This window comes from Citricoccus sp. K5, from assembly GCF_902506195.1.
Classification (GTDB): Bacteria; Actinomycetota; Actinomycetes; order Actinomycetales; family Micrococcaceae; genus Citricoccus.
This window is the reverse complement of record NZ_LR732817.1, coordinates 1709693-1731983: the sequence shown is the minus strand read 5'-3', so window position 1 is coordinate 1731983 and position 22291 is coordinate 1709693. Positions and strand designations below refer to the sequence as shown.

The 22291-nt window shown below is 69.2% G+C and carries 23 protein-coding genes and 1 tRNA gene; 17 read left to right on the top strand and 7 right to left on the bottom strand.

Features of this window, described 5'->3' with window-relative positions; translation table 11 throughout:
- Positions 1–40: 40 nt before the first annotated feature.
- The 6 genes from BOSE125_RS07720 to BOSE125_RS07695 all read left to right on the top strand — a co-directional run bounded on the left by BOSE125_RS07720 (position 41) and on the right by BOSE125_RS07695 (position 5749).
- Positions 41–1045, top strand: a complete 1005-nt coding sequence (locus tag BOSE125_RS07720; protein WP_159551441.1) for a pseudouridine synthase — start codon at positions 41–43, stop codon at positions 1043–1045.
- Positions 1045–2160 carry a prephenate dehydrogenase gene (locus tag BOSE125_RS07715; protein WP_159551439.1) on the top strand — a complete coding sequence of 372 codons (1116 nt, stop codon included), beginning with the start codon at positions 1045–1047 and terminating at the stop codon, positions 2158–2160. The genes BOSE125_RS07720 and BOSE125_RS07715 overlap by 1 nt, the downstream gene beginning before the upstream one ends.
- The gene (gene cmk / locus BOSE125_RS07710) at positions 2161–2904 is read left to right on the top strand and encodes a (d)CMP kinase (protein WP_159551437.1); all 744 of its coding nucleotides are present in this window, start codon (positions 2161–2163) and stop codon (positions 2902–2904) included.
- Positions 2901–4463, top strand: coding sequence for a ribosome biogenesis GTPase Der (der, locus tag BOSE125_RS07705; protein WP_159551435.1), 1563 nt, complete (start codon positions 2901–2903; stop codon positions 4461–4463). The genes cmk and der overlap by 4 nt, the downstream gene beginning before the upstream one ends.
- Positions 4464–4524: 61 nt before the next feature.
- A complete protein-coding gene (locus BOSE125_RS07700; protein WP_159551433.1) occupies positions 4525–5553 on the top strand; it encodes an NADP-dependent oxidoreductase in 1029 nt (342 codons plus the stop codon).
- Between the two features lie 119 nt (positions 5554–5672).
- Positions 5673–5749 (top strand) — tRNA-Pro (locus BOSE125_RS07695).
- 41 nt (positions 5750–5790) lie between these two features.
- On the opposite strand, the gene BOSE125_RS07690 is transcribed toward BOSE125_RS07695, so the two are convergent.
- Entirely contained in the window at positions 5791–6075 is a 285-nt protein-coding gene (locus tag BOSE125_RS07690; RefSeq protein WP_159551431.1) for a hypothetical protein, read from the bottom strand.
- 475 nt (positions 6076–6550) lie between these two features.
- On the bottom strand, positions 6551–7141 hold the full coding sequence (locus tag BOSE125_RS07685; protein WP_159551429.1) for a helix-turn-helix domain-containing protein: 591 nt from the start codon (positions 7139–7141) through the stop codon (positions 6551–6553).
- A 115-nt stretch (positions 7142–7256) separates the two neighbouring features.
- On the opposite strand from BOSE125_RS07685, the gene BOSE125_RS07680 reads away from it, so the two are divergent.
- Positions 7257–7991, top strand: a complete 735-nt coding sequence (locus BOSE125_RS07680) for a bifunctional 2-polyprenyl-6-hydroxyphenol methylase/3-demethylubiquinol 3-O-methyltransferase UbiG (RefSeq protein ID WP_159551427.1) — start codon at positions 7257–7259, stop codon at positions 7989–7991.
- Positions 7992–8092: 101 nt separating this feature from the next.
- A complete protein-coding gene (locus BOSE125_RS07675; protein WP_159551425.1) occupies positions 8093–9451 on the top strand; it encodes an MFS transporter in 1359 nt (452 codons plus the stop codon).
- Here BOSE125_RS07675 and BOSE125_RS07670 read toward each other — a convergent pair.
- Both BOSE125_RS07670 and BOSE125_RS07665 read right to left on the bottom strand, forming a co-directional pair.
- Positions 9436–9981 carry a DUF488 family protein gene (locus BOSE125_RS07670; protein ID WP_159551423.1) on the bottom strand — a complete coding sequence of 182 codons (546 nt, stop codon included), beginning with the start codon at positions 9979–9981 and terminating at the stop codon, positions 9436–9438. The genes BOSE125_RS07675 and BOSE125_RS07670 overlap by 16 nt on opposite strands.
- Positions 9982–9985: 4 nt before the next feature.
- Positions 9986–10219: a DUF2945 domain-containing protein gene (locus tag BOSE125_RS07665; protein WP_159551421.1), complete on the bottom strand. Its 234-nt coding sequence runs from the start codon at positions 10217–10219 to the stop codon at positions 9986–9988.
- Positions 10220–10336: 117 nt separating this feature from the next.
- Between BOSE125_RS07665 and BOSE125_RS07660 the strand changes: the two genes are divergently transcribed.
- A complete protein-coding gene (locus tag BOSE125_RS07660) occupies positions 10337–11908 on the top strand; it encodes a peptide MFS transporter (protein WP_159551419.1) in 1572 nt (523 codons plus the stop codon).
- 57 nt (positions 11909–11965) lie between these two features.
- Here BOSE125_RS07660 and BOSE125_RS07655 read toward each other — a convergent pair whose 3' ends face one another.
- Positions 11966–12787, bottom strand: coding sequence for a GAP family protein (locus BOSE125_RS07655; protein WP_159551417.1), 822 nt, complete (start codon positions 12785–12787; stop codon positions 11966–11968).
- Positions 12788–12898: 111 nt separating this feature from the next.
- Between BOSE125_RS07655 and BOSE125_RS07650 the strand changes: the two genes are divergently transcribed.
- Positions 12899–14134 carry a sensor histidine kinase gene (locus tag BOSE125_RS07650; RefSeq protein ID WP_159551415.1) on the top strand — a complete coding sequence of 412 codons (1236 nt, stop codon included), beginning with the start codon at positions 12899–12901 and terminating at the stop codon, positions 14132–14134.
- Positions 14131–14799: a response regulator transcription factor gene (locus tag BOSE125_RS07645; protein WP_159551413.1), complete on the top strand. Its 669-nt coding sequence runs from the start codon at positions 14131–14133 to the stop codon at positions 14797–14799. The genes BOSE125_RS07650 and BOSE125_RS07645 overlap by 4 nt, the downstream gene beginning before the upstream one ends.
- 40 nt (positions 14800–14839) lie before the next feature.
- Here the strand turns inward: BOSE125_RS07645 and BOSE125_RS07640 are convergent, their stop codons facing one another.
- Positions 14840–15976, bottom strand: a complete 1137-nt coding sequence (locus BOSE125_RS07640; protein WP_236557873.1) for a hypothetical protein — start codon at positions 15974–15976, stop codon at positions 14840–14842.
- Between the two features lie 117 nt (positions 15977–16093).
- On the opposite strand from BOSE125_RS07640, the gene BOSE125_RS07635 reads away from it, so the two are divergent.
- Positions 16094–16603 carry a mycothiol transferase gene (locus BOSE125_RS07635; protein ID WP_159551411.1) on the top strand — a complete coding sequence of 170 codons (510 nt, stop codon included), beginning with the start codon at positions 16094–16096 and terminating at the stop codon, positions 16601–16603.
- A gap of 33 nt (positions 16604–16636) precedes the next feature.
- Here BOSE125_RS07635 and BOSE125_RS07630 read toward each other — a convergent pair whose 3' ends face one another.
- Positions 16637–18613 carry an FAD-dependent monooxygenase gene (locus tag BOSE125_RS07630; protein WP_159551409.1) on the bottom strand — a complete coding sequence of 659 codons (1977 nt, stop codon included), beginning with the start codon at positions 18611–18613 and terminating at the stop codon, positions 16637–16639.
- Positions 18614–18752: 139 nt separating this feature from the next.
- Between BOSE125_RS07630 and BOSE125_RS07625 the strand changes: the two genes are divergently transcribed.
- The 5 genes from BOSE125_RS07625 (at position 18753) to BOSE125_RS07605 (ending at position 22051) form a co-directional block, all read left to right on the top strand.
- Positions 18753–19661 (top strand): MarR family winged helix-turn-helix transcriptional regulator, encoded by a 909-nt coding sequence (locus BOSE125_RS07625; protein ID WP_159551407.1) that lies wholly within the window; start codon positions 18753–18755, stop codon positions 19659–19661.
- A 62-nt stretch (positions 19662–19723) separates the two neighbouring features.
- Positions 19724–20110 (top strand): glycine cleavage system protein GcvH, encoded by a 387-nt coding sequence (gcvH, locus tag BOSE125_RS07620; protein WP_159551405.1) that lies wholly within the window; start codon positions 19724–19726, stop codon positions 20108–20110.
- Positions 20111–20177: 67 nt separating this feature from the next.
- Positions 20178–20639, top strand: coding sequence for an FHA domain-containing protein (locus BOSE125_RS07615; protein WP_159551403.1), 462 nt, complete (start codon positions 20178–20180; stop codon positions 20637–20639).
- A 142-nt stretch (positions 20640–20781) separates the two neighbouring features.
- Positions 20782–21468 carry a MerR family transcriptional regulator gene (locus BOSE125_RS07610; RefSeq protein ID WP_159554902.1) on the top strand — a complete coding sequence of 229 codons (687 nt, stop codon included), beginning with the start codon at positions 20782–20784 and terminating at the stop codon, positions 21466–21468.
- Positions 21469–21478: 10 nt separating this feature from the next.
- A complete protein-coding gene (locus BOSE125_RS07605; protein WP_159551401.1) occupies positions 21479–22051 on the top strand; it encodes a bifunctional nuclease family protein in 573 nt (190 codons plus the stop codon).
- Positions 22052–22291 lie beyond the last annotated feature (240 nt).

The following is a 22291-nucleotide window of genomic DNA, read 5'->3' as shown; positions in this document are numbered from 1 at the left end:
ATTCCCATCAACCGAATGCAACGAAGAGGACAGTGCACTGATGAATGACCGCAAGCCGGGAGGCTCCGGAAAGAAGAACAACAGCCACCGCGGCACACCGCAGCCGAGCAAGCCGCAGCAGGGCAAGCCCGGCAAGGGCCAGTCCTCCCCGGGGCAGCGCAAGTCCTGGGGCACCCCGGGACCCGGGCAGAGGGGCGGGCCGTTCCGCGAGGACTCCCAGAAGGGATACGACCGCAACCTCGGAGCGGCCCGGAAGCCAGTCCGCCCCAACCGCGCCCAGCGGGACCAGAACTTCTCGTCGGTCCACACCCCCGAGGGGGTGCGCCTGCAAAAGGTCATGGCCTCCGCCGGGGTGGCCTCCCGCCGTGTCTGTGAGGACCTCATCGCCGAGGGGCGCGTGGAGGTGGACGGCAAGGTCGTCACCGAGACCGGTATCCGCGTGGATCCGGACACGGCGGTCATCCATGTGGACGGCCTCCGCCTGCAGCTGGACACCACCCTGCGGTACTTCGCATTCAACAAGCCCCGCGGCGTCGTCTCCACCATGGACGATCCCGATGGCCGGCCGTGCATCTCCGACTACCTCAAGAAGGGCAAGTACGACTCGACGCGCCTCTTCCATGTGGGCCGTCTGGACACCGAGACCGAGGGGCTGTTGTTGTTGACCAACGACGGCGAACTGGCCAACCGGCTGACCCATCCGAGTTTCGAGATCCCCAAGACCTACCTCGTCCAGGTCCACGGCCCGATGGCCAAGGGCGTCGGCGCGCAGCTCAAGGAGGGCATGCAGCTCGAGGACGGCTTCGCCCAGGTGGACTCGTTCAAGCTGGTGGACTCCACTCCGGGCCACGTGCTGGTGGAGGTCGTCATGCACTCCGGCAAGAACCGGATCGTGCGCCGCATGTTCAAGGAGGTCGGATACCCGGTCGAGCGCCTCGTCCGGGTGAAGTTCGGGCCGATCGGCCTCGGCGACCAGAAGCAGGGCACCATCCGCCAGATGGGCCGCCAGGAACAGGGCCACCTCATGGCCGCTGTGAACCTGTGATGGCTCCACGGGGTATCCCCGAACCGGTGCTGATCCGCGGAACCGGGCTGCTGGGCACCTCCATCGGCCTCGGCCTGCGGTCCGCCGGTGCGGACACGTACCTCTCCGATCCCTCCCCTTCGGCCCAGGCGGTCGCCGTGGACATCGGTGCCGGACAGGCCTTCCCGGAGGACCTCACGGCAGCCCCGTCTCCGGGCGTCGTCGTGGTGGCCGCGCCGCCGGATGTCGCCGGGCAGGTCGTCATCGATTCCCTCGTTCGGTTCCCCGGCGCCGTCGTGCTGGACATCGCCTCCGTCAAGGGGGCGATCCGGCGCGAGGTGGACGCCGCCGTCGTGGGCGGGCATCTGACGCCGGCACAGGCCGCACGGTACGTGGGCACCCACCCCATGGCCGGGCGCGAACGCTCCGGTCCGGTGGCCGCCCGCGGTGCCTTGTTCACCGCCGCCCCCTGGGTGGTCTGCGCGACGGGGGATACCTCGCCGGAGGCCGTGTCCGTCGCGGAGGAGATCGCCCGGGTGCTCGGGGCCACCGTGCACCGGATGTCCGCCGAGGACCACGATGCCTCGGTGGCCCTGATCTCGCACCTGCCGCAGATCGCCGCCTCCCTGGTGTCATCCCGGCTGCAGGAGACCCCGGCCCAGTCCCTGGCCCTGTCCGGCAACGGGCTGCGGGACACCACCCGCATCGCGGCGTCGGATCCGCAGCTGTGGGTGCAGATCCTGGCGGCCAACGCGCCGGACATCCTGGAGATCCTCTACGGGGTGCGCGAGGACCTGGACCGGCTGATCTCCACCATGGAGGAGCCCACGGCTCCCGGTGCCCGGCTGGACATCGCCCAGCTGATCGCCGAGGGCAACGCCGGCCACGCCCGGATCCCCGGCAAGCACGGGGCCCCGCCGCAGGCCTTCGCCGTGGTCACCGTCATCGTGGACGACACCCCGGGGCAGATCTCCGCCGTCCTGCAGGATGTGGGGGAGGCTGGCGTCAACGTGGAGGACCTGCGCATGGACCACTCGGCCGGCCACGAGGTCGGGATGCTGGAGATCTCCGTGCTGCCGGGCCGCAAACAGGATCTGACGGACGCGCTGACAGCGCAGGGATGGAAGGTGGTCTGAATGACCGAGACGACAACCCCGACCGGGCCCCAGCTCCCGAGTCAGCGCCTCGTCGTGGCCGTGGACGGGCCCTCCGGCTCCGGCAAGTCCTCGGTCTCCCGGGCCATCGCCCGCCGGCTCGGAGCCGCCTACCTGGACACCGGCGCCATGTACCGGGCCGTCGCGTGGCACTGCCGCCATCAGGGCGTCCTCGACGACCCTGACGCGGTCGTCGCCGCGGTCCAGGACATGGACTTGGTCCTGTCCGTGGATCCGGACCACGAACGCGTGGTGGTGGGCACCGAGGACATCACCGAGGCCATCCGCGAACCCGGCATCTCCGCCGTCGTGTCCGTGGTGGCCACCAACCGTGCCGTGCGCGAGCTGCTCGTGGCCCGCCAGCGAGCAGAGATCGACGCGCACCGCAAGATCGTGGCCGAGGGGCGGGACATCACCACCGTGGTGGCTCCCGACGCCGACGCGCGGATCCTGCTCACCGCGTCCGCCGAGGCACGCGCTGCCCGCCGCGCCGCCCAGCTGGGAGGCACCGTGGAGGCGAAGGACCTGGCCGAGCAGGTGTCCGGCCGGGACGCCAAGGACTCCACCGTGGTGGACTTCATGAGCCCGTCCGACGGGGTGGGCCTGGTGGACTCCACCGAGCTCGATTTCGAGGCGACCATCGAGGCCATGCTGGCCGAGATCACCCGCCAACAGTCCAACCGGACGACCAAGCAGACGACCAACCCGGAAGGGGACCGCGCATGAGCACCGAGAGCAGTGCGTCACGCGACGCCGGAGCATCAACGCCGGACGATGGCACCGAGTACCAGCCGATCGGCAGTGACCAGATCGAGGAGAAGCTGGCTGCCCTCTCCGACGAGGAGGCCCAGCAACGGGCCGAGGCCCTTCGGGCCGGGCTCGAGGACTACGACCTCGACGAGGAGGACGCGGCACTGCTGCGCGGCTGGGAGGACGGTGACCCCGAGCCCCAGGAGGCACCGGCACCCCCGGTGCTCGCCGTCGTCGGGCGCCCCAACGTGGGCAAGTCCACCCTCGTCAACCGCATCATCGGCCGCCGGGAGGCCGTGGTGGAGGACGTTCCGGGTGTGACCCGCGACCGCGTCAGCTACGAGTCCGAATGGGGCGGCAAGACCTTCACGGTGGTGGACACCGGCGGTTGGGAACACGACGCCAAGGGCATCCACCAGCGCGTGGCCGAGCAGGCCGAACGCGCTGTGGACGTGGCCGACGCCGTCCTGTTCGTGGTGGACTCCACGGTGGGCGCCACCTCCACGGACGAGGCCGTCGTCAAGCTGTTGCGCCGCAAGGGCCGCCCCGTGCTGCTCGTGGCCAACAAGGTGGACGACATCGCCCAGGAGGCCGACGCGGCCTCGCTGTGGGGCCTGGGCCTGGGCCAGCCGTTCCCTGTCTCCGCCGTGCACGGCCGGGGGACCGGCGACCTGCTGGACGCGGCCATGGACGCTCTGCCCGAGGTGACCGCCTACGGTGGGCTCATCCCGCGCGGTGGCCCCCGTCGAGTGGCGCTGCTGGGCCGTCCAAACGTGGGCAAGTCCTCGCTGTTGAACCAGCTTGCCGGCTCCGACCGCGTGGTGGTGGACGAGACGGCCGGGACCACGCGCGACCCGGTGGACGAGCTCGTCGAGCTGGGCGGCCGCATGTGGCGCTTCGTGGACACCGCCGGCATCCGCCGCCGGCAGCACATGGCCCACGGCTCCGACTACTACGCCTCGCTGCGGACCCAGTCGGCGCTCGACAAGGCCGAGGTGGCCGTGGTGCTGCTGGAGGCCTCGGAGGTGCTCTCCGAGCAGGACGTGCGCATCCTGCAGCTCGTGCTGGACTCCGGCCGGGCCGTGGTCCTGGCGTTCAACAAGTGGGACCTCATGGATGAGGACCGCCGCACCTACCTGGAACGGGAGATCGACCGGGACCTGGCCCACGTGGCCTGGGCTCCGCGCGTCAACCTCTCGGCCAAGACCGGCTGGCACAAGGACCGCCTCGTGCCCGCCCTGGACACGGCGTTGGACTCGTGGGACACCCGTATCCCGACGGGCAAGCTCAACGCCTTCCTCGGAGAGCTCGTGGCAGCCCACCCGCACCCCGTGCGTGGCGGCAAGCAGCCCCGCATCCTGTTCGCGACGCAGCCCTCCACCCAGCCGCCGCGGATCGTGCTGTTCACCACCGGATTCCTGGAGCCCGGCTACCGCCGCTTCATCATCCGGCGCCTGCGTGAGACCTTCGGCTTCGAGGGAAGTCCGATCGAGCTGGGCATGCGGGTGCGCGAGAAGCGCTCACGCAAGAGATGACCGCGCTGAGAGACGGGGCGTAGGGTCGGTCGCAGGAGACGACCGACCTGAAGGAGTGTGCATGTCCCCGTTCAGCAGTTCCGAGATCCGCCTGACCTCCCGCCCCGAGGGGATGCCGACGCCCGAGGACTTCTCGATCGACCAGGTGGCCCACGGCGAGCTGGAACCCGGCCAGGTGCGGGTGTCCAACGAGTTCATCTCGGTTGACCCCTACATGCGTGGCCGGATGCGTGCCGGCCGCAGCTACGTGAAGCCCTACGGCCTGGGGGAGACCATCACCGGTGGTGCCGTCGGCCGGGTGGTGCAGTCCGCGGCGGACGACCTGCCCGAGGGCACCGCGGTGTTGCACCAGCACGGATGGACCGACGCGGTCCAGGACGATGCCTCCACCTTCCAGGCCGTGCCGGAGCTCGAGGGGCTGCCCCTGTCTCTGTACCTCGGTCTGCTCGGCATGCCGGGACTGACCGCCTACGTGGGGCTGACGAGGGTCGCCGAGTTGCGCCCGGGGGACAGCGTGTTCGTCTCCGGGGCCGCGGGAGCGGTGGGCACCGCCGTCGGCCAGATCGCCCGGCAACTGGGCGCCGCCCGCCTGATCGGGTCCGCCGGGTCCGCTGAGAAGGTCGCGTTGCTGAAGGACAAGTACGGCTTTGACGTGGCGCTGAACTACCGTGACGCGCCGATCCGCGAGCAGCTGGTGGACGCGTTGGGGCACGAGGGCGTGGACGTGTTCTACGACAACGTGGGCGGCGACCACCTGGAGGCCGCTCTGGAGGTCATGAACGACTTCGGCCGGCTGGCCCTGTGCGGGGCGATCTCCGGTTACAACGCCACCGAACGCCCGGCCGGACCGGACAACATGGGCAACATGGTCACCCGCCGCCTGCGGATGCAGGGATTCATCGTGGCCGAGGTGGCAGCCGAGCATCCGGAGGTCACCGAGGAGTTCCGGGAACGTATGAGCGGGTGGCTGTCGGCCGGAGACGTCACCTCTGAGGAGACCGTCGTGGAGGGCCTCGAGCACACCGTGGACGCGTTCCTGGACATGATGCGCGGGGGCAACACCGGCAAGATGGTGGTGCGGGTCGGCTGAGGCGTGCTGCGGACGCTGCCGACGGTCTCGCCGCTGCTGTCACCGCCCGACTGGTCCATGGGCACCTCAACGTTGGTGTACAGTTGACTGGTGGATTGATCCGGTGAGGATCGGTTCCGCGGGCTATGGCGCAGCTTGGTAGCGCGCTTCACTGGGGGTGAAGAGGTCGTGGGTTCAAATCCCGCTAGCCCGACCATTGTTCTGAGTCGCGACATCGTTTACTAACGGTGTCGCGGCTCAGGACTTTTTTTGTGGGTTCGTTTTTCGGGTTGTTGTGGTGGGGTGTGGTGGTGTGTCGGGGGTTCGGCTGAGGGGCTTCTGGTAGTTCTTGCTGGGGTCGATGGCGTGTTCGGCGATGATGTCGCCGGTGGCTGCGTTGGTGGTGGTGACGTGGTTGTCCTGGATCGGGAGCAGGACGTTCTCTCCGATGTGTGCCCGGCCCAGTCCGAGGTGGCGTAGTTTGCCGGCGTAGCGGATGGAGACCTTGCCGTAGCGGTCCACCCGGTCGGTGCGGGTGCGCATTTCCGGTTCGGGGTGTGTGTTCCGGGCTGCCGACTCAGGTCGAAGCGCTGGGCGGCCTGGGCCGGGGTGAGGCCCTGGCGGGTGATGGCCTGGACGATGACGAGGTTGCGGTTTTTCGATCCCATGGAACATCGTGGCCGGTCCCACTGTCGGTGCGGTGTCGTCGATGTCCCGAGTCATCTGTCAACGATCACCAGGTCTGACCGGTCAACGATGTCGCGCTTCATCGGGAAACGATCACGGATAAAGATCAAGGCCAGAGCCGTCAACGATGTGGTGAACTCAGACACCCATCCTCCGCAGTTGGACCCCCGGAAACCTCACGGTTTCCGGGGGTCTTTGCGTTGGGGCTGACCTTGACCCCGCCCCAATGGAACATTCCCGACGATCGTGAAAAATCACGGTCATGATGACGGGGAATTCTCACGATGACCGGGATATCTCAGAGGTGGTCTTCCGGGCCGGGGCGGCGTCGTCAGTCGGCAGTCGAGGCGACCGCCCTGAGGTGGGCACGCTCTCCCTGGCGGCCGACGAGGCAGAGGTACTCGACGGGTCCGGCACTGGTGGCACCGAACCAGTGTGGGGTGCGGGTGTCGAATTCGGCAGCCTCCCCGGCCTTGAGGCGGAGGTCCTGGTCCCCGAGCACCAGGCGCAGGGTTCCATTGAGGACGTACACCCAGTCATGCCCCTCGTGGGTCCGTGGGTCGGGGACGAGATCATCGCTGCCGGTGGGACGGACGAACTTGTAGGCCTGGACGCCTCCAGGCCTGCGGCTCAGTGGGATGATCACCGACCCGTCGAGGCCGGACATCGGTCGCAGGTCCAGCCGGGGGTCCGCGGTGCGCGGCGCGTCCACGAGGGAGTCGATGGTGACGCCGTAGTAGCGGGCCAGGGGCAGCAGCTGTTCCAGGGTCGGTCGACGCAGTCCGGCCTCCAGCCGGGAGAGGGTGCTGGCCGAGATCCGGGTCTCGGCCGCCAATTGGGTGAGCGTGACGTCGCGGCGTAGCCGCAGCTGCTTCAGGCGTGGCCCCACGGCGTCCAGAGTCTGTTCGGGTGTTTCGTTCATCCCCTCAGTTTGCCATTCGGCACAAGAGTTTGCATTTCGGGATGGTGGCGGGGATTCTGGAGGGAACACGGCAACGACGACGGCACGAACACGCCACATCCCGAGGGGTAACGACATGCACACAGAAGACGATCCGCGAGGACAGCACCGTTTCGACCAGGAGTACTGGGAGCGGCATTGGACGCCCGATGCCGAGACGGGGGAGGACGCCCGCCGGCTGGCACCGGTGAGCCCCTATCTTGAGGCTGAGATCGGCCACCTGCGGCCGGCCACCGCGTTGGACGCGGGCTGCGGGACCGGGACCGAGGCGTTCTGGCTCGCCCACCGAGGCTGGCAGGTGACCGGTGCCGACATCTCCGCGACGGCCTTGACCGCCGCGGCTGTCCGGGCCGACGCCGAGGGCATGGCTGGTCGCGTGTCCTGGACGGAGGCGGACCTGACCCAGTGGGAACCTGGCCGGACGTGGGACCTGGTGGTGACCCACTACGCACATCCCGAATCCGGGCAGCTGGACTTCTACAAGCGCATCGCCTCCTGGGTGGCACCCGGCGGCACTCTGCTGATCGTGGGGCACCTGCACGCGCCGCACGCCGGACACCACGCGCATGGCGAGCACGGGGTGGACAGCGGCCACGGTGACCACGGCGAGCCACGTGAGCAGGACGGCCATGACGGACAGGCCGGATCCGGGCATCCTGAAGGGTCCACGGCCACCCTGGCCGGGATCACCGGGCTGTTCCCGGCGCCGGGCTGGACCGTGGAGCGTGGTTACGAGAACACCCGCACCGTGGAGGCAGGGGGACGCTCCGTCAGCCTGCAGGACGTGGTCGTCCGCGCCACCCGGGTCTGATCCGGTCGCGGGGCCGGTCCCAGTGCCGGTGCCCGCGAACCGCCACGGCCGCCGTCACCCGCGCCTACCGCTGGGATCCCGGTCGGGCCTACGCTCTACGCGTGGATCAGCTCACCCGCCCCGCCGGAGAACGCTGGCGCACCTTTGCCCAGATCCTCGCGAACACGGCCGTGGCCAACCTGACCACCAGCTACCTGTGGTTCGGACTGACGTTCTGGATCTACCTCGAGACCCGCAATGTCATCGCCACCGGCGTGACCGGCGGGGTGTACATGCTCCTGCTCGCCGGATCCTCCATCAGCTTCGGCACGCTGGTGGACCGCTACCGCAAACTCGACCTGATGCGCCTGGCGGCCCTGTTCACCCTGGCGATGTTCCTGGCTGCGGGAGCGGTGTTCCTGCTGGCTCCGGCGGCCGAGATCGCCCGGCTGGACGGGCCCTGGTTCTGGGTCTTCGCCCTGCTGGTGCTCATCGGGGCCGTGGTGGAGAACCTGCGCAACGTCGCCCTGTCCACCACGGTCACCATCCTGATCGACGACGAGCGCCGGGCGAATGCCAACGGCCTGGTCGGCATGGTGCAGGGCATCGCCTTCATGGTCACCTCCGTGCTCTCCGGGCTGTCCATCGGGCTGCTCGGCATGGGACCGACCGTGGTCATCGCGCTGGTGCTGACGGCTGCGGCCTACCTGCACCTGCTGACGGTTCGCCTTCCGGAGGAGACGGTTCCCGTACTCTCCGATGCCCATGGCGGGTTCGACCTGGCCGGGTCCTGGCGAGGGGTGATGGCCGTCTCCGGCCTCTTCGCCCTGATCCTGTTCAGCACCTTCAACAACTTCGTCGGCGGCGTCTACATGGCCCTGATGGACCCCTACGGCCTCGAACTGTTCAGCGTGGAGGCGTGGGGTCTGGTCTTCGCACTGGCCTCCACCGGATTCATCATCGGTGGTGCCGTGATCGGAAAGTTCGGCCTGGGTCGCAACCCGCTGCGCACCATGCTGCTGGTGGTCATGGTGATGGGCCTGATCGGGGCCACCTTCACCCTGCGCGAATGGGGGTGGTTGTACGTCGTGGGCATTTGGCTGTACATGCGCCTGATCCCGGCGGTGGAGGCCGCCGAGCAGACCGTCATCCAACGCGTGGTCCCGCTCGAGCGGCAGGGTCGGGTATTCGGCTTCGCCTTGGCCTTCGAGGCGTCCGCCGCCCCGGTCACGGCACTGGTGGTCGCGCCGCTCGCCGAGGTGTGGATCATCCCCTATGCCCGCAGCGAGGCCGGTGCCGCCGTCCTGGCACCACTGCTCGGGGAGGGCACAGCCCGCGGTATCGCGCTGGTCTTCCTCCTGGCCGGGCTCATCATGGTGGTGGCCGCCGCCCTGGCGTTCCTCACGCCGGTCTACCGGCGTGTCTCGGTCGAATACGCGCTGGCGGCATCCGGAGAGGATGCCGATCACCGGGCCGGATAGGTGACGTTCCCCTCCCAGGGACCGACGACGGCGCCAGCCGTCATCTCGGCCGGCGTCACCTTCTCCGGTCCCATCAGGTGCAGGACCTGTTCCCCGCGGGCAAGCAGGTGGTCCGCGATCAACCGGCGGTGGCACCGCCACCACACGGCCTCGGAGCACATCACGGTGACCGCGTGCGCAGTACCCCACTCGCGGAGCGTGTCCAGGCCGTTCCGGAAGCCGTCGGTGAGCGCGTGGTCGGCGTAGTTGTGGAAGCTGCGGTTCTGCCAGAAGGCATTCACCTCGAAGGGGGTCTCGTGGGACACTGTCCGTCGCCCGGCGAGGGCCTCCAGCTTCCGGTAGCCGATGCCCGCTGCGGGCAGTGAGCCAGCCAGCGCATCATCGTTGAACTGCGGATTCCGCCGGGACCCGGTCAGCTTGCGCACGTCCACCACGAGGTCGACTCCGGCCGCGTGCAGGATGCCCAGGAACTCCTCCAGGGGACGGTTGGAGTGACCGACGGTGAAGAAGGGACTTGCTGCCGTGCCCAACGGCTCAACCGCTCTTCTTCGCCGGATCTGTCAGCTTTGTCAGCGCCCCGCCCTTGTGGGCGGCCACATGGTCGGTCTTGTCGCTGCGGATCTCGTACTGGGGATCGTCCCGCGAGGCCCGGCGGGTGTGGCCCTTGTACTGGAAGTCCGAGGTGTGCACCTGGGTGATCGTCCCGGAGACGTGCCCGGCCTCGGAGTTCCAGCTCACGTGGTCGCCCACGGAGAATTTCTGTGTCATCACGGTCCTTTCGCATCGACAGCATGACGGGCGGCCCGGTTGAGAAGCCCCGCCCGGCACGCCTTCAGGATGACCCCACCGTACGCCCGGAGCGGGCCGGACGTACCGGGATTTGCAATGACGGGCAAACAGGAGCACGGTATACGGGTGAAAAAACCCTCCTCAAACGAGCCCCATGACCTGGGCGGAGCCGGCGACCCCGGCCTGACGCACGTCACCGAGACCAGGACCGCCGAGCAGGATGCGGTGGACCGCAACCCCTCGGGACGGACCTTCCTGGGCCAGCCGGGTGCCCTGGCCAACCTGTTCAGCGTCGAGATGTGGGAGAGGTTCTCCTTCTACGGCATGCAGGGCATCCTGCTGATCTACATGTACTTCCAGACCACCGAGGGCGGTCTCGGGATCGACGAGGGCGTTGCCACGGGCATCGTGGGCGCCTACGGCGGCATGGTCTATGTCTTCTGCATCCTCGGCGGCTGGGTGGCGGACCGGTTGATCGGTTCCGAGCGGGCCATGTTCTACAGCGCGCTGCTCATCATGGCCGGCCACATCGCGCTCGCCCTCGTCCCGGGCATCCCTGGGCTGGTGCTCGGACTGCTCCTGGTGGCGGTGGGCTCGGGCGGGCTGAAGGCCAACGTCGCCAACCTCGTGGGACATCTCTACACCCGCGAGGATCCGCGCCGGGACGCCGGCTTCTCCATCTTCTACATGGGTGTCAACATCGGCGGGCTCTTCGGCCCGCTGTTGACCGGCTGGGTCCAGCAGAGCTGGGGCTTCCACCTCGGCTTCGGGCTCGCCGCGGTGGGGATGGGCATCGGCCTCCTGCAATACTCGGTCCGCCGGAAGGACCTCCCCGAGGACGTGCACGCCGTTCCGGATCCGCTGCCGCGCAGCCAGTACCCCAAGTGGATCGCCATCGCCGCGGCCGCCCTGGTGGTTGTGGGCGTCCTGCTCGGGACCGGTGTGGTCCACGCCGGCAACCTGGCCGACGTCGTGGTGATCCTCGCGGCCGCGGCCGCGGTCGCCATCTTCGCCTACCTTCTGGCCTCATCGAAGGTGACTGGGGTGGAGCGGTCCCGCGTCATCGCGTTCATTCCGCTGTTCATCGGCTCGGCCGCTTTCTTCGCCCTGTTCCAGCAGCAGTTCACCGTGATCACCCTGTACTCCGACACCCGGCTCGACCGCGATATCCTCGGCTGGGAGATGCCCATCCCGTGGGTGCAGTCCATCAACCCGGTCTTCATCATCCTCTTCGCCCCGGTGTTCGCGTGGCTCTGGACCCGGCTGGGCAAGCGGCAGCCGAACACCCCGGTGAAGTTCGCCCTGGGCATCGCCCTGATGGGCTCGGCGTTCCTGTTGTTCCTGCCGATGGTGAGCACCGCTGCCGTCCCGGTGCTGTGGATCGCGCTGATCCTCTTCGCCGCGACCATGGGCGAGCTGCTGGTCTCCCCGGTGGGGCTGTCCCTGTCCACCAAGCTCGCCCCGCTGAGCTTCCCGGTGATGATGGTGGCCCTGTACAACCTGTCCGTCGCGCTGGGCACCGCGCTGGCCGGCTCGCTGGCCGGGTTCTACAGTGCCGAGAACGAGGGCACCTACTTCGGTGTCCTCGGGGCCGTGACCATCGGTATCGGCGTCGTCATGCTGTTGGTCTCCAAGCCGATCCACAAGGCCATGAAGGGCGTCGACTGACACCCTCCCACGTTTGGCGATCCGGCACATCCCGCCAGGGTTGACCACCCGGGCCCGTCAGGTCCGCGCCACCATGGCAGTGAACAGCCCGGTGGACAGCCCAGCGGGCAGCCCGCCGGGCACTGTATCGGACACCGCATCGGCCGAGAGCACGGCCGGTGCGGTGTTCAGCACCAGCACCACGCCGACGGCACCGACCACCCAGGCGGCCGTGCTCGCCCCATGCCGGGCGAACCAGGCGTCCAGCCGCGCCAGCGGGCGCTCGACCAGGCGCCCGGCGCCGCACCGCGCAGCGAGCAGCACCAACGCGGGAAGAACCATCACCAGGCAGTAGCCCGCCAGCCACAGCGTCGACGCCGGCCAGCCGGGTCCCTGGGCCGCGATCAGCCCGATGGCGGCCAGGTACGGCAGCATGGAGGCCACTTCCACCAGGCCAGCCCCGAGGGCGAGACCCACCAGGGAGCCCAACCCGCCCGGCTCCTGCCCGGTGGCCCGCCGGCGCCAAGCCGCCAGACGCCCGTTGCCGGACCGTGCCCGCTCCTTGGTGGCGGGGGAGTCCAGGCGGAAACTCCAGAGGAACAGCCCCACCCCGAGGAGCATCCCGAACGCCATGGCGAGCCGGGATTCCATCAGTTGTCCCAGGTTCTCCACGATCCAGCCGGCACCCAGCAGCACCGCGAGCCCGACGACGAAGTAGAACAGGGTGATCGTCCCCAGATAGAGCAGCATCCGGGCGACCCGGACCCTGCCCGGAGCCATCAGGAGCCACACGGGGATGGCCAGGGTGCCGAAGCTGGTGCTGTCCACCAGGGCGAGGACGGCAAGGATGGCGAACAGCGGTCCGCCGGAGAGCGGGTCGATGACGTTCAGGAAGTCCATGCCGTCCAGCCTTCCCGGGCCGAGTCGGGCTGTCGTCCGCCAAAGGACTGACCGGGGAGGTACCCCTTTCGGATGACTCGCCCCCACTCGGCGATGTCTAGCATGGAGACCGTGAACCGATCCCGGCTGGCCGCACTCTCTCCCCTGGTGTACCTCGCCGTCGGGCTGGCGCTGCTGGCATCCGGTTCCACCTGGGGCATGGCACCGCCGCTGGTCGGGACTTGGACTGGGTCCGAGGTGTGGCATGTGGTGCCCCTGCTGGCGGCCTGCGCCGCCATCCTCCTCCAACGCCGGCACGTGACGGCCGGATTCGCCCTGGCCTCCGCGGCCGCCGTCGCGGATACGGCTCTGGGACTGTACGTGGGGGTCTTCCTCGCCTGGGCGGACACCGCGTACACCCTGGCCAGGCGTGCCGAACCGCACCAGCGCCGCTGGTCCATCGGGCTGACCGGGATGGCCGTCGTCGCGCTCTGGGCGGTGGTGGCGGCCCTTCCGCACGGCGAGGACTATGCGCTGCCCGTGGCGTTGACCCTGACCGCCGGCGTCGCCATCCCGTTCTGGTGGGGAGCCGAAGTGCGCAATGGCGACGACCGAGCGGCCCGCGCCAGTGCCGCCACCCTCTGGGAACGCGAACGGTCCGAGACCGCACGGCGCGAGGCGGAACGGGACCGGGCCGAGGCGGTCCGCCGCGAACGTAGCGCCATGGCCCGTGAACTCCATGACACCGTGTCCGCGCACCTGTCCGGGATCGCCCTGCACTCGGCGGCAGCCCTGTCCGGTGCACCGGATACCGAGCTGGACCGCCGCGCCCTGCAGCACACCCGGAGTGCCTCGCTGGCGGCCCTGGACGAGATGCGCACCATGATCGGACTGCTGCACCAACCCGGCGAACCACTGGACCTGCAGGTGCGGGACGGGCTGGATGCCCTTCCCGGATTGCTCCAACGGACCGAGGCCGCCGGGGTGGAGGTGTCCGCCGAGGTGCAGCCGGTCGAGGTCGGCCCCGCCGTGGGCCAAGCGCTGCTGCGGTTCGCCCAGGAGGGCCTGGCCAATGCCGCCAAGCATGGGACCGGCGCCGTCCGATTGTGCCTGTCCGGCCTCCCCACGGTGGTCCGCCTGGACATCGAGAACCCGACGTCGGCCCGTCCTCGCGAGCCATCGGCCTCCGGTGCGGCCGGCCCCGGCATCGGCCTGTCCTCCATGCGTGAGCGGCTACGGGCCGTGGGCGGCACGGTCCAGATCACGCGGGCCGACGGCCGATGGCGGATCCGCGCAGAGGTGCCCGTGGATTCGGCCGGGCACCTGGAGTCTTCGGAGTCTTCGGATTCTTCGGGGTCTGCGCCATGAGCATCAGGGTCGTGCTGGCCGATGACCACGGCACCGTGCGCTCCGGCCTGACGGCCATCCTCGAGCGGGCCGAGGGGATCGAGGTGGTGGGGGAGGCCTCCGATGGCGCGGCGGCAGTCGTCAACGCCCGGGCCCTGCGCCCGGATGTGGTGCTGATGGATGTGCGGATGCCGGTGGTGGACGGCGTGGCCGCCACCCGGGAGATCGTGTCCGAGGGCACCGCTGCCGTGCTGGTCCTGACGACCTTCGACGAGGACGAGGTGGTCCTGTCCGCGATCCGGGCTGGCGCGGCCGGATTCCTCCTGAAGACGGCCGAGGCCGCGGAGCTGGTGTCCGCCGTGCGCCGTGTGGCCGCCGGGGAGGGGGTGGTGGCCCCGGAGGTGACCCGGCGCGTGCTCCGGGAACTCGCCACCGCCAGTGCCCGGGTCGGCCCGGCGGAGGAAGGCGGGGCCGCTGCGCAGCTGGAACGTCTCACGGTGCGGGAACGCGATGTCCTCACCCAGCTCGGGGCCGGCGCCTCCAACAGTCAGCTGGCACGCGAGCTGGGCATCTCCGAGGCCACGGCGAAGACCCATGTCTCCCGGGTACTGGCCAAGCTCGGGGTCCAGTCACGCACCCAGGCCGCACTCGTGGCCCGCGACGCCGGCCTGATGGACAGTACCTGAGCGTCGCCACGCGCTGGGGGACCGTCTGATCCCGGTGCCCTCAGGAGGCCGATCGGAACGTCGCGGCGATCCTGGCGCCGTCGGGAAGATCAGCCCCGCGGACCGCCTTGACCGTGCCGCCGGTGCGCAGGACGCGGGCCGCGACCTCGTCCGCCAGTCCATAGGTGTGAGCGCTCGGCTCGTCGGCGGGGGTGACGTTGCCGTACTCGTCGATCGTGCCCTCACGTTCCGCCGTGAGGTCGAACAGGAGGACGTCCACCTGGCCGGCTGTGGCCGCCTTGGCGATCTCGCGGAGCTTCGCACTGGCCCGGCCATGGGCGCGGAGGGTGCCGAACTGTTCCCTCCAGTCGGCGAGCTGGGCAGCATAGTTGCGGTCCAGGACGTCGCGTCCCCGGCGGGCGAGGTCGTCCAGACCCAGGGAGGCCGGATTGGCCGTGATGCCCTCCTCGACCAGCCGCCGGTAGGTGTTGATCTCCCGGTAGGCCGGTTCGAGATCGGGGCTGGCCGCCAGCACCAGTGGGTGGTTCGAGCCGTTGATCTGGCGCAGGACCGCCTCCTGCACGGTGGAGCAGTAGTCGCGGCGCTGGATCTTGGGCCGCAGGGCGCCGTCCGCCCGCTGACGGTCCATCCGGCCCTCGTTGTCCGCCGTCTGCAACTCCAGGCCGAGGTCCTCGGGCAGCCCGGTCAGTTCCACCTCATGGCAGGAGGCGTCTGACTCCAGCACCAGCAGGCGGACCGAGCCCTTCGTCACGGCCAGCACGAACCCACTGTGGGCGAAGGTGGTCGCCCGGATCAACGGCCCGGCGTCGAAACGGTCGCCGACGCCAGAATGGGTGCGGAGGTTGTTCATGAGCCGGAACGCCCGCAACCCCAGCGGTGAGACGAAGACGGCGAGAGAGCGTGCCTGGGTGGACCAGAAGTCCCGGTCGTCCACGAGTTGGTCAACGGCGTCCGTGATCCGGTCCAGGTCCTCGGTGGGGACCTCGGCGGCAGCCAGCTGGGCGACGCCCTCACCCACGGCCGTGCGCAGGGACAACTGGGCAGCTTCGGGATTCCTGCCGATCGGCGATCGACTCTCGCTCGAACCGGACGGGGCAACATACACGGTCACGCTCGCGGGATGGCGATGCTGCGTGAGTTCGGCGAAGTCTTCAGCGGAGGGTATGTCGATACTCATGGGGACACGGTACCCACGAGGCCACAAAAGTACACCAGCTGGGCCGTCCCCCGATGTGGTGGTGCGCGCCGACGGGCATGGTGGAGATGAGGCGGGCGGAGGGTGCACACTGGGGCCATGAACTCGATCGCCGTGTTGCAGGAACTCGCCCGCCGCCCCCTCGATGAGCTGGACCTGGTCTGGGACCGCATCGGCCCCTCCAACGTGAACTCCCACCCGGGCGGCCACCCCAACTCCATTGCCTGGCTGCTGTGGCACTCCGGCCGTGAGATCGACGCGCAGATCGCCCACCTGAGCGGACAGGACCAGGTGTGGACCGCCCAGGGCTGGGTGGATCGGTTCGGCCCGGACGTGCCGGCCGAGGAACATGGCTACGGCCAGTCGGAGGACACGGCGCGCGCCGTCGTCGTCCAGGACAAGGATGTGCTGCGCGAGTACCTGGCGGCCGTGACGGTGCAGTCCCTGGACTACCTCGGGACCCTGACGGAGGCGGACCTCGCGGAGGTGATCGACCGTCAGTGGGACCCGCCGGTCACCCGTGCGGTGCGGTTGGTCAGCGTCTATGCCGACGCACTGCAGCACGTGGGCCAGGCAGCCTATGTGGCCGGGATGGACCCGGCGGACTGAGAAGCCTGTCCACCGGGCCCTGCTCCGTCGGGCTCAGCCCTGATCGACGCCCTGATCGATCATGAATGCGGCAAAGAAGTCCGCCAGCTCGGTGTGGGCTCCCAGCGGGAGGACCTGTGCCACGTACTGGTCCGGGCGGACAACCACGAGGGCACCTCGCTCACGGTCGATGCCACGCAGGTCATAGATGTCCTGGGTAACCTGGAGGCCGGGAACCGTGCCGAGCAGGTGACCGTTGGTCCTCTCGGCAGAGAAGACCTTCTCGTAGTCGCGCAGGCCGAACCTGCCCTTGGCCGGGAGGAGGAACGGTGGCAGGGCGTTCAGGTCCACGGAATGGTGCTCCTGCTGGAGGATCGCCCGGACATCGAACACGGCGTCGTCCGGTGCCCCGGACGGGGTGAATCGGCGGACCGGGGACTGCTCGGAGGTGTCCAGGAACTCCAGCAGCGCGCCGAGGGCCGAGGTCTCTGACCCGATGGCAACGGCGTCACCGAAGGCGTACAGGCGCCAGCGGCCGTCCGCCTCGTGCACATGGCCCAGCTGCTCCGGCTTCGCATCCGCCACACGGACGACCGGAGCCGAGTGGAACCGGGTCCCGACCTCGAACCCGGGGGCCAGACCCTGATGCTCCGTTCCCCCCGTCAGGAGGGAGCGCTCGTACACCGTGGACAGTCCCGCCGTGAACTTCCCGCCGGCCACGAAGTGCGCTTCGACGTCGTTCGCGGCGACGCCTCCGGACTCCGGGTCGTTCGGGTCGGAGACCTTGGAGCCGATCATCTTGGACCAGCGCTTGTCGAAGTCGATGAGTTCCCGAGCGATCTTCTGACGCTCGCCGGAGTAGGTGGCCAGCAGCGACTTCGGTGAGCGGCCCTGCAGCACGGCGGCCAGCTTCCAGCCCAGGTTGTAGGTGTCCTGCATGGACACGTTCATGCCCTGCCCCGCCTTGGCCGAGTGCGTGTGACAGGCGTCCCCGGCGATGAACACCCGTGGGGCCAGGACTCCGACGCCGTCTGCCGGCACGTCATCGAACCCGTCCGTCACCCGCTGACCGACCTCGTACACGCTCCACCAGGCCACGTCCTTGGCGTCCAGAGTGTACGGGTGCAGTGCCCTCTGGGCGGCAGCGAGGATGTCCTCGAAGGTGGTGCGCTCGCGGACGCTGCGGTCGCCCTCGGGGAGGTCGCCGAGGTCCACGTAGTAGCGCACCAGGTTCCCGCCCTCGCGTGGGATCTGGAGCAGGGAGCCGGACGCGGACTGCATGACGGCCTTCTTGCGAACGTCCGGGAAGTCGGTGACCGGGAGGATGTCCAGAACACCCCAGGCGTGGTTCTGGGCGTCGCCATGCAGGGACCGTCCGATCGAGGTGCGGATGACGGAGCGGGCACCGTCACATCCGATCACGTAGCGGGCCCGGACGGTGCGGGTGGTGCCGGTGCCCTTGCCGTCCTGGTCCGTCACCTCCAGGGTGACCGTCACCCGCGCCTCGGGGTCCTCCGGGATATCCACGCCGAGGGCCTTGAACCCGTAGTCGACCTCCAGCCGGGAGGCGGACTTCGACGCCTTGGCCAGGAGCATCTCCTGCATGCGGGCCTGATTGACGATCACGTGTGGATACTCGCTGAGCCCGTCCGCGACGTCCTGGATCTGGCCGGTGCGGGTGATGCCCCCGCGATCCTCGGAGGACGGGGACCAGAACGTGGTCTCGTTGACCCAGTAGGCCTCGTCCAACAGTGCGGTGGCCAGACCGAAGGCGTCGAACATCTCCACGGTGCGGCAGGAGACCCCATCGGCCTGGCCCACGGGCAGCGGCCCCTGGCGGCGCTCCACCACGCGGGTGGTGATCTCCGGGAACTCGGCCAGCTGCGCTGCCAGAACGGTGCCGGCCGGTCCGGTGCCGACGATCAGGACATCGACCTCATCCGGCAGGGGGCCCTGCCCCGTGTCACGGCCGGGGGCTGCCGGCTCGATCGTGGGATCTCCGTAGCGGTAGCCGTCCAGGTGGTATTGCATGGGACTCCTTCTCCAACATCAGCCAGATCATCCGTGTACTGCACGATTCGGACCCGAGCATAGCGCACGCAGGTGATGTGAACCACAGTATACTGGGTTCAGATCTTCATCCGTGTACTGAATATCAAGGGAGATCCGTATGGATTCCAGGGCCCTCGTGGGGCATCAGCTGCGCCGATGCCACCAGGTGCACAATGCGCTCTGGGTGGACGCCGTGGGCGGGTTGCTGACATCGCCGCAGTACTCGGTGCTGTTCACCGTGGCCGCAGCCGAGGGAACCCTGGACCAGCTTTCCGTGGGCCGGGCCGCGGGGCTTGACCGGACCACGGTGGCCGGGGTGATCCGCCGCCTGGAGGGTCAGGGGTGGCTGCGGCGGGAGCGTGATCCCGCCGATGCGCGGCGGCATGTCATCACCCTGCCCGTGCCCGCCGCGGTGGCCTTGGAGGGAATGACGCCGGCAGTCCGCGCAGTGCAGGAGCGGCTGATGGCACCCCTGGCCGCAGCCGATCGCGCCTGGCTCGGGCGCCGGCTGGTAGAGCTTTCGGATCATCACGACGCGGCGGAGAGGTCCGGCGATTCCGTCCGCCACGAGATACGCCAGACGGAGGAGGACCTCCGTCCCGGTCACCTGATCCGGCTGGCGCAGCAACGGCACACGGTGTTGTGGGCCGACGAACTGGGAGGCATCATCACCGGCCCGCAGTTCGCCGTCATGCTGGTTCTGGCCACGTCCGGTCCCACGGGTCAAGGGGCCGTGGCCGGATTGGCCGCGCTCGACCGCTCCAGTGCCTCTGACGTACTGCGGCGGCTGGAGACCCGGGGCTGGACGGAGCGACGCCCCGACCCGAACGACCGTCGCTCCCGCCTGGTCTCCCTGACCTCGGTGGGCCGGTCGCTCGTCGACGAGCTCTGGCCCGCCGTGGAACGGGTCCAGGAGCGGATCCTGGAGCCGGTGTCCGCGCCGGACCGGGGCCGGGTCGTCGAGGTGCTGGCCGCCGTCGGGAGTCAGCCTCCGGGGGCATTGGCACCCCGCCACGGAGGCCAGTAGTGTCGTCTGTGTACCGCGAGGCCTGCACGGGCCGGACCTCACACCTGTGATCTGGAGGAACCATGAGCAATATCCCCGATGGGCTTCGCTACAGCGCCGAACACGAATGGGTCTCCGGGCCGGACGCCGACGGCGTCGTCCGCATCGGCATCACCGACTTCGCCCAGGACGCGCTCGGTGACGTGGTCTACGTCGACCTGCCCGAGGTGGGCGCGGAGATCACCGCTGATTCCACGGTCGGCGAGGTGGAGTCCACCAAGTCCGTCAGTGACCTCTTCGCACCGGTCTCCGGGACCGTCTCGGCCCGCAATGAAACCCTGGACGCGGATCCGGCCAAGGTGAACTCCGATCCGTACGGGGACGGCTGGCTCCTGGAGATGACCGTCTCGGACCCCGCACAGGTTGAAGGCCTGCTCGATGCGGAGGGTTACCGCCAGCAGGTAGGCTAGTCAGGTCACGAAGCCACCACGACCATCGGTTTCACCGCGATCGGTCGGACACATCCTCGGAGGAGCCATGTCACAGGACGGGACCCAGCAACCGGACGGCCGGAACACGGGTACCGAGCCGGAGGCGCTGACCACCAGCATCGGCCTGCCCGATCTGGGATCGTCACCGGACCGCTCGCTCGAGGCAGAGGACCGCGCTGCCATCAATGCCCTCCCCGTTGGGTCGGCACTGCTGGTGGCCCATGCCGGGCCCAACCAGGGTGCACGGTTCCTCCTGGACCAGGACTCGACGATGGCCGGCCGCCACCCCAACGCCGACATCTTCCTCGATGACGTCACCGTGTCCCGGAAGCACGCCGAGTTCCGCCGCTCCGGCGAGGGCTTCGTCATCGTGGACTCCGGCTCCTTGAACGGGACCTATGTGAACCACGACCGGGTCGATTCCGTGGCCCTGCGGTCCGGGATGGAAGTGCAGATCGGCAAGTTCCGGCTCACGTTCTACGCCGGCACCCAGCGCCCCGCCGTCTGAGTCAACCGGCCTGCGAGGGCCGGCCCGCCCTGACGACGACCGCCACTTCGACCAACGACCGAGGACATCCGTGAGCGCAGCAGCTTCCCGCCGCCCCCTTTCCGCCGCATCCGCCGCCGCGACCGGGGGCAACCGCGCCGTCATGAACATCGGTGAGGTCCTGGCGGAGCTGAAGGGCGACTTTCCGCAGGTCAGCGCCTCGAAGATCCGCTTCCTCGAGGAGAAGGGGCTCATCACGCCCCGCCGCACCTCCGCGGGCTACCGCAAGTACACCGATGCCGACGTGGACCGCCTGCGCTTCATCCTCGCCCTGCAACGGGACCAGTACCTCCCCCTGAAGGTCATCAAGGACTACCTCGATGCCGTGGACCGCGGCGAGCACCCCGAATCCCTGCCCGGGGGACTCACCCTCACCCCGCGCTCGGTGTCCGACCAGCTGGCCCAGGAGTTGGCCGGGCACACCCGCCCGCTCACCCGGGCCGAGTTACAGGGGATCTCCGGGGCCACCACGCAGCTGCTGGATTCCCTGGAGCAGTTCGGCATGGTGTCTCCGGATGAGAACGGGCGCTACTCCGAGCACGCCCTCAAGGCGACGCGGTCCGCCGTCGTACTGGCCGCCCATGGACTGGAGCCGCGCCATCTCCGTCCCTTCCGGGCTGCGGCCGATCGCGAGCTCGGCCTCATCGAACGGGCCACGGCCTCATTGGCCACGCGCAAGGACGCCGCCGCCAACGCTCGGATGGCGGACGCCGCGCGGGAACTGAGCGAGGCCTGCCTGGGGCTGCACAGTGCCCTCGTGGCGGCAGCCGTGGCCGACCTGGACACGTGAGGGCGCGCGCATGAGCCTGCCGGATGTCGAGATGACGGTGCTGGGCGTGCGAGTCGAGCTGCCCGGGAACCAGCCCTTGGTCCTTCTCCAGGATCCCGGCACGGGCACCCTTGTTCCCATCTGGATCGGGGCACCGGAGGCCAGTGCCATCGCCCTGTGGCAGCAGGGTCTCACCCCGCCGCGCCCCATGACTCACGACCTGTTGATCGAGGTCCTCTCAGCCACGGGCACCGCCCTGGAATCGGTGCGCATCGGATCGGTTGAGGATGCCGTCTTCCATGCCGAGCTGATCTTGGACAACGGCGCGCGAGTGGACGCCCGCGCGTCGGACGCCATCGCTTGCGCGCTGCGTGCCGAGGCGCCGGTGCTCTGCGCCGCCGAGGTGCTGGAGGCTGCCGGCGTGGACCCCGAGCAGGCCGAAGACGTGGACGAGGACTCCGAGGATTCCGAAGACGGGGTGGATGAGGCCGTCACCGGGGTCACCGGCGCCGCGGAGCGTGATGCGGAACTCAACCGGTTCCGGGAATTCCTGGACAACGTGGACCCCGAGGACTTCGCCGACGGCGGCTCCAGCCAGTCCTGATCGTCGGATCCGCCCCGGATTCGTGCGGTCGCCGAGCGTGGCCGGAGGCCCGGCAGCCCGTGCCTGGCGACCGGCGGGATGGCGACACGCACGGGGAAGAATGCACGAGGTCTTTGACCGTGGACCCATCCGGGCATAGCGTCATGTTCAGAGGTTCCACATTGCCCATCGGTCCAATCGCACCGATTGGTGGTTCGGTGCCGGGTCGATGCCCGGAACCGATCGCCGATCCGGACCGCC

Bases quoted from the DNA above. Each gene is read 5' to 3' on its own strand.
- BOSE125_RS07720 (WP_159551441.1), top strand. From the start codon at position 41: ATGAATGACCGCAAGCCGGGAGGCTCCGGAAAGAAGAACAACAGCCAC.
- gcvH (WP_159551405.1), top strand. From the start codon at position 19,724: ATGAGCAATATCCCCGATGGGCTTCGCTACAGCGCCGAACACGAATGG.
- BOSE125_RS07605 (WP_159551401.1), top strand. From the start codon at position 21,479: ATGAGCCTGCCGGATGTCGAGATGACGGTGCTGGGCGTGCGAGTCGAG.
- BOSE125_RS07625 (WP_159551407.1), top strand. From the start codon at position 18,753: ATGGATTCCAGGGCCCTCGTGGGGCATCAGCTGCGCCGATGCCACCAG.
- BOSE125_RS07630 (WP_159551409.1), bottom strand. From the start codon at position 18,613: ATGCAATACCACCTGGACGGCTACCGCTACGGAGATCCCACGATCGAG.
- BOSE125_RS07690 (WP_159551431.1), bottom strand. From the start codon at position 6,075: ATGCGCACCCGCACCGACCGGGTGGACCGCTACGGCAAGGTCTCCATC.
- BOSE125_RS07615 (WP_159551403.1), top strand. From the start codon at position 20,178: ATGTCACAGGACGGGACCCAGCAACCGGACGGCCGGAACACGGGTACC.
- BOSE125_RS07610 (WP_159554902.1), top strand. From the start codon at position 20,782: ATGAACATCGGTGAGGTCCTGGCGGAGCTGAAGGGCGACTTTCCGCAG.
- BOSE125_RS07655 (WP_159551417.1), bottom strand. From the start codon at position 12,787: ATGGACTTCCTGAACGTCATCGACCCGCTCTCCGGCGGACCGCTGTTC.
- BOSE125_RS07635 (WP_159551411.1), top strand. From the start codon at position 16,094: ATGAACTCGATCGCCGTGTTGCAGGAACTCGCCCGCCGCCCCCTCGAT.
- BOSE125_RS07665 (WP_159551421.1), bottom strand. From the start codon at position 10,219: ATGACACAGAAATTCTCCGTGGGCGACCACGTGAGCTGGAACTCCGAG.
- BOSE125_RS07700 (WP_159551433.1), top strand. From the start codon at position 4,525: ATGTCCCCGTTCAGCAGTTCCGAGATCCGCCTGACCTCCCGCCCCGAG.
- BOSE125_RS07640 (WP_236557873.1), bottom strand. From the start codon at position 15,976: ATGAGTATCGACATACCCTCCGCTGAAGACTTCGCCGAACTCACGCAG.
- cmk (WP_159551437.1), top strand. From the start codon at position 2,161: ATGACCGAGACGACAACCCCGACCGGGCCCCAGCTCCCGAGTCAGCGC.
- BOSE125_RS07680 (WP_159551427.1), top strand. From the start codon at position 7,257: ATGCACACAGAAGACGATCCGCGAGGACAGCACCGTTTCGACCAGGAG.
- BOSE125_RS07715 (WP_159551439.1), top strand. From the start codon at position 1,045: ATGGCTCCACGGGGTATCCCCGAACCGGTGCTGATCCGCGGAACCGGG.
- BOSE125_RS07645 (WP_159551413.1), top strand. From the start codon at position 14,131: ATGAGCATCAGGGTCGTGCTGGCCGATGACCACGGCACCGTGCGCTCC.
- BOSE125_RS07685 (WP_159551429.1), bottom strand. From the start codon at position 7,141: ATGAACGAAACACCCGAACAGACTCTGGACGCCGTGGGGCCACGCCTG.
- der (WP_159551435.1), top strand. From the start codon at position 2,901: ATGAGCACCGAGAGCAGTGCGTCACGCGACGCCGGAGCATCAACGCCG.
- BOSE125_RS07660 (WP_159551419.1), top strand. From the start codon at position 10,337: ATGACGGGCAAACAGGAGCACGGTATACGGGTGAAAAAACCCTCCTCA.